Annotated in this window: 4 protein-coding genes and 2 tRNA genes; 5 read left to right on the top strand and 1 reads right to left on the bottom strand. The window is 43.0% G+C overall.

What is annotated here, in order from left to right:
- Window positions 1-60 precede the first annotated feature (60 nt).
- The 5 genes from rbr (at window position 61) to I6E24_RS06985 (ending at window position 3341) form a co-directional block, all read left to right on the top strand.
- Window positions 61-639, top strand: a complete 579-nt coding sequence (gene rbr, locus I6E24_RS07005; protein ID WP_204508610.1) for a rubrerythrin — start codon at window positions 61-63, stop codon at window positions 637-639.
- A 181-nt stretch (window positions 640-820) separates the two neighbouring features.
- Window positions 821-2101 carry a phosphopyruvate hydratase gene (eno, locus tag I6E24_RS07000; RefSeq protein WP_204508609.1) on the top strand — a complete coding sequence of 427 codons (1281 nt, stop codon included), beginning with the start codon at window positions 821-823 and terminating at the stop codon, window positions 2099-2101.
- Window positions 2102-2272: 171 nt separating this feature from the next.
- Window positions 2273-2349 (top strand) — tRNA-Asp (locus tag I6E24_RS06995).
- A gap of 29 nt (window positions 2350-2378) precedes the next feature.
- Window positions 2379-2452 (top strand) — tRNA-Asp (locus tag I6E24_RS06990).
- Between the two features lie 145 nt (window positions 2453-2597).
- Window positions 2598-3341 carry a NigD1/NigD2 family lipoprotein gene (locus I6E24_RS06985; RefSeq protein WP_235327366.1) on the top strand — a complete coding sequence of 248 codons (744 nt, stop codon included), beginning with the start codon at window positions 2598-2600 and terminating at the stop codon, window positions 3339-3341.
- Here the strand turns inward: I6E24_RS06985 and mutS are convergent.
- Complete coding sequence (gene mutS, locus I6E24_RS06980; RefSeq protein ID WP_235327374.1) at window positions 3334-5958, bottom strand: DNA mismatch repair protein MutS; 2625 nt, start codon at window positions 5956-5958, stop codon at window positions 3334-3336. The genes I6E24_RS06985 and mutS overlap by 8 nt on opposite strands.
- Window positions 5959-6000 lie beyond the last annotated feature (42 nt).

Here is a 6000-nt window from a genome sequence, read left to right as displayed (position 1 = left end):
ATATTATATTTGCAATGTGAAAATGAAACAAGAAGTCAAACCCAACAAATAACTACAATTATGAAAAAAAGCATCAAAGGAACAAGAACAGAAAAGAATTTGGCAATATCATTTGCAGGTGAATCACAGGCTAGAATGCGTTACACTTATTTTGCAAGTGTAGCAAAGAAAGAAGGTTACGAACAGATTTCTGCAATCTTCACTGAAACTGCAGATCAGGAAAAGGAACACGCAAAACGTATGTTCAAATGGCTTGAAGGCGGAATGGTAGAAATTACAGCCAGCTATCCAGCAGGCGTAATCGGTACAACACTTGAAAACCTGAAAGCAGCAGCTGCCGGCGAAAACGAAGAATGGTCATTGGATTACCCACGTTTTGCTGACATCGCAGACGAAGAAGGCTTCCCTGCAATCGCAAAAATGTATCGTGAAATCGCTGTAGCTGAAAAGGGACACGAAGAAAGATACAGAGCTTTCGTTAAGAACATCGAAGAAGGCAAAGTATTCAAGAAAGATGTTGAAACAGTATGGCAGTGCCGCAACTGCGGTTATGTACACGTAGGTACAGAGGCTCCTGAAACTTGCCCTGCATGTCTTCACCCACAGGCTTATTTCGAAGTTAAGAAAAACAACTATTGATAACAGTTCTTTATAACATATAGATACACAGGTTGCCTTGGTTAAATGTACCTACATTTACCACAGCAACCTGTTTTCTTTTTATAATACAGTGTAAAATACCTACTTTTAGGTATTGCAGATAATGATAGGTATTTACATCTTTGCAGATAAATATAAAACAATTAAACAATTTAAGATTATGAGAATAGAATCAATCAAAGGACGCGAAATTTTGGATTCACGCGGTAATCCGACAGTAGAGGTAGAAGTTCGTCTGGAATCAGGAATAACAGGTAGAGCGTCAGTTCCTTCAGGAGCATCGACAGGTGAAAACGAGGCTCTCGAACTGCGCGACAACGACAAAAGCAGATACGGAGGTAAAGGTGTTCTGAAAGCTGTATATAACGTAAACAACGTCATTGCACCCGCACTTGTAGGTTGGTCTGTCCTGCAACAGAGAGCTATAGACAACAAGATGCTTGAACTGGACGGCACAAAGACCAAATCAAAACTCGGAGCAAACGCAATTCTCGGTGTATCGCTTGCAGTGGCAAAAGCTGCCGCAAACTATCTTGATGTTCCTCTCTACAGATACATTGGCGGTGTGAACACATACACATTGCCAGTACCTATGATGAATATCATAAACGGAGGTTCGCACAGTGATGCCCCTATAGCTTTCCAGGAATTCATGATTCGCCCTGTAGGTGCAGAGTCATTCCGCGAAGGACTTAGAATGGGGGCAGAAGTCTTCCATGCCCTTAAAAAGGTACTCCACGACAGAGGCCTGAGCACTGCAGTAGGCGACGAGGGTGGATTCGCACCTTCACTTAACGGTACAGAAGACGCTCTTGAATCAATAATCTCTGCCATCAAGGCTGCAGGCTACGAGCCGGGAAAAGACATCATGATAGGTATGGACTGCGCTTCGTCTGAATTCTACAAGAACGGAATATACGATTATACAATCTTTGAAGGAGAAAAGGGCAAGAAACGTACTTCCGACGAACAGATTGACTATCTGGAAGAATTGATAAACAAATATCCTATCGACTCAATAGAGGACGGTATGAGCGAAAATGACTGGGACGGATGGAAGAAACTTACAGAAAGAATCGGCAACCGCTGCCAGCTGGTAGGCGATGACCTGTTCGTTACCAATGTGGAATTCCTCTCAAAAGGTATAGAAATGGGATGCGGAAACTCAATCCTGATAAAAGTAAACCAGATCGGTTCGCTGAGCGAAACACTCGATGCAATAGAAATGGCACACAGACACGGATATACCTCTGTGACATCACATCGCTCAGGTGAGACCGAAGATGCTACAATTGCCGATATAGCAGTAGCAACTAACAGCGGACAGATCAAGACAGGTTCTTTGAGCCGCTCAGACAGAATGGCTAAGTATAACCAGCTTCTCCGTATCGAAGAGGAACTTGGAGACCTGGCAAAATACGGATATAAAAGAATAAAATAACCTGCCCGTAATTTCACGATTATCACCTCAAAAATGCCATATTTCGGTAAAAATTGAGGTGATAATCACTTTTTTTGAAAAAAAATCGGTCAAACTATTGCAAATACGGAAATTTGTTGTACCTTTGCATCGCAATTGAGAAAGACAATAACTCAAAAGCCGAGAATAATTGGTGCGTTAGTTCAGTTGGTTAGAATACATGCCTGTCACGCATGGGGTCACGGGTTCGAGTCCCGTACGCACCGCCAACAAAAAAAATAAACAGTTAGAAATAATTGGTGCGTTAGTTCAGTTGGTTAGAATACATGCCTGTCACGCATGGGGTCACGGGTTCGAGTCCCGTACGCACCGCATAAACCTTCGCTCATTCGGGTGAAGGTTTTTTGTTATATATTGATTATATCTTTTTAACACTTTTCGATGCACGATTTCTGATAATAATACATTTAACGTATAAACAAATATTCAAAGTTAACACGTAAAAAATTAAATTATTATGAGACTACGTTCAATTCTTAAACATGCATTGGTAGCTTCGGTTGCCATATTTTCACTCCAGTCATGCGACAATGACGATGATTATGACTACTCTCTTATGTTTCCTAACGCACTGGTTACTGTAAAAACAGATGCCAATGATACTTTCTTCCTCCAACTTGACGATGAAACAACACTACTTCCAGTAAACGTAACAGAATCACCATTTGGAGAAAAAGAAGTAAGAGCACTGGTAAACTACAAAGAGACAACAGACCCTTCAGAAGGTTTCAGTAAGGCTGTACACATCAACTGGATTGACAGTATCCTGACTAAACCCATAGCCGCAAACCTGGGAGAAGAGGAAAATGACAAAATATATGGAAATGACCCGGTAGAGATTATGAACAGTTGGATGACAGTTTCAGAAGACGGTTATCTGACACTACGTTTCAGCACCGCATGGGGCAATACAGGCGTGAAACATTTCGTAAACCTGATTTCGACAAACAATCCTGAAAATCCATACGAAGTGGAATTCCGCCACAATGCATACGGAGATACTTACGGACACCCTGCCGACGGACTTGTTGCATTCAGACTGGACCAACTTCCTGATACAAAAGGAGAGACTGTAAAACTGAAACTTATATGGAATTCATTCAGCGGCGAAAAGAGCCACGAGTTTGACTACTGCACACGCCAGTCAACTCCGGCAAATCCGGAAATGACAAACGTGAGAGCCAAGAATTTCGTCAATTAAGAATTTTCTTTATTTCATTTAATTTGTTCAAAGCTTCAACAGGGGTGAGATTATTGATATCCAAATTGATAATTTCATCCCTTATTTGGCTTAATACGGGGTCATCAAGCTGGAAAAAATTCAGCTGAATACCGTCTGATGTTGACGACGATGAAGCCCCTTTCTTTTTCTTTAATTCCGAAGTTATCTCCTTTTCCTTTCCGGATATAGATCCCTGACGGTTTTCTTTCTCCAAAAGAGCTAAAATCTCATCAGCACGTTTCACTATAGACTTAGGCATACCAGCCATCTTCGCCACATGAATACCGAATGAGTGTTCGCTTCCGCCTCGCTCTAACTTACGAAGGAAAATCACCTTATTGTCTACTTCCTTGACAGATACATTATAGTTCTTTATGCGGCTGTAGGTACGCTCCATTTCGTTCAACTCATGATAGTGGGTTGCAAACAGAGTACGCGCCTTTGCCTTTGGATTCTCGTGTATATGTTCTACGATAGCCCAGGCTATGGATATACCGTCATAAGTGGAAGTACCTCGTCCGAGCTCATCGAACAGCACCAGACTACGCTGCGAAAGATTGTTCAGGATATCGGCAGCCTCGTTCATCTCGACCATAAATGTAGATTCTCCCACAGAGATATTGTCGCTCGCACCCACACGGGTGAATATCTTGTCCACGATACCTATGTGCGCACTCTCGGCCGGCACAAAACAGCCTATCTGAGCCATAAGAGTGATAAGGGCTGTCTGTCTTAGCAAAGCCGACTTACCCGCCATGTTAGGACCGGTAATTATGATAATCTGCTGTTTCTCAGTGTCAAGATAAACATCATTTGCAATGTATTTCTCGTCTAAAGGAAGCTGTTTCTCTATCACCGGATGTCTTCCCTGGCGGATATCAAGCACTTCATCCTCCGATATAACCGGACGGATATAACCGTTGGCCTTCGCAGCCGATGCAAACGAAAGCAGACAGTCAAGAACAGCTATCTGAGTGGCATTTATCTGTATGGCAGGAATAAACTCAGCCAACGACATTACCAGCTCGTTATAAATACGTGTTTCAAGAGTAAGAATCTTGTCCTCAGCCCCAAGGATTTTCTCTTCATATTCCTTCAGTTCCTGAGTAATATATCTTTCCGCATTCACAAGAGTCTGTTTTCTTATCCATTCGGCAGGCACTTTATCTTTATGTGCATTACGTACCTCGATATAATAACCGAACACGTTGTTATAAGCAATCTTCAGACTTGGAATTCCCGTAAGCTCGCTCTCTCTCTGCTGTATATGCAGCAGATAATCTTTTCCTGAGTATGCGATACTTCTAAGTTCGTCCAGCTCTTCGGACACACCGTCGGCTATCACACCACCCTTGTTTATCAGTAGGGGAGGGTCGTTCTTTATCTCTTTTGCTATCTTGTCGCGGATTGATACACACAGGTTGAGCTGTTCGCCTATTCTGCGTAGACTCTCGTTATCGGCCTCAAGACAAGCCATCTTGATAGGTTCTATAGCCTGCAAAGCCACTTTGAGCTGCACGACTTCGCGTGGAGAAATTCGCCCCACAGCAGCTTTAGACACGATACGCTCCAAATCACCTATCCTGTGAAGACAGTCCTCAACCTCCTCTTTGAAATCAGGATGACGGAAGAAGTATTCCACTACGTCCAGTCTTCTGTTGATAGGCTGCACATCCTTCAGTGGGAATATAATCCAGCGTTTCAGCATACGTGCCCCCATCGGACTGATGGTATGGTCTATCACGTCGAGCAGACTCGTTCCGCCGTCATTCATACTTCCCATCAGTTCCAGACTACGGGCAGTAAACTTGTCTATACGCACATACTTCTCTTCTTCGATGCGCGACAGCGACGTGATATGCCCGACATGCTCATGCTGAGTCATTTCAAGATACTGAAGAATAGCTCCAGAAGCTATTACACCATTCTTCAGATGTTCTACTCCAAAACCTTTCAGATTCTTGGTCTCGAAATGTTTGAGCAGTTTCTTCACAGCCGAGGTCTCTGTGAAAACCCAGTCATCAAGCTCGAAAGTAAAGAATTTGCTCCCGAAATTACCTTCGAACATAGGTTTCTTTCCACGTTCGAAAAGCACTTCCTTAGGAGAAAAATTATTGAGAAGTTTATCGATATAATCAAGTTTTCCTTCGGCTGTCATAAACTCGCCTGTAGAAATATCCAGAAAAGCCACACCGCAAGCTGTCTTTCCGAAATGAACAGCAGCCAAAAAGTTGTTTTCCTTATAAGAAAGAATATTGTCACCTATGGCCACACCTGGTGTAACAAGCTCGGTTATACCGCGTTTCACCAGTTTTTTGGTAGTTTTAGGATCTTCCAGCTGGTCGCAGATAGCCACACGTCGTCCTGCTCTGATAAGCTTCGGCAGATATGTATCAAGAGCATGGTGCGGGAATCCTGCCATCTCGATAGTCTTGTTCTGTCCGTTGGCCCTCTTTGTAAGGGTAATGCCCAGAATCTCGGATGCTGCCACCGCATCTTCCGAATATGTCTCATAAAAGTCTCCGCATCTGAAAAGCATGATAGCATCCGGATGCTTCGCCTTCAGGTCGAAAAACTGTTTCATCATGGGGGTCATTACTACTTCGCTGTCTTTTGCCACGGTAAAATCCTTTCTTTT

This window comes from Bacteroides caecigallinarum (assembly GCF_021530995.1).
Lineage (GTDB): Bacteria > Bacteroidota > Bacteroidia > Bacteroidales > Bacteroidaceae > Phocaeicola > Phocaeicola faecigallinarum.
The sequence above is the reverse complement of the archived record's forward strand: the minus strand, read 5'-3'. Positions and strand labels throughout refer to the sequence as shown.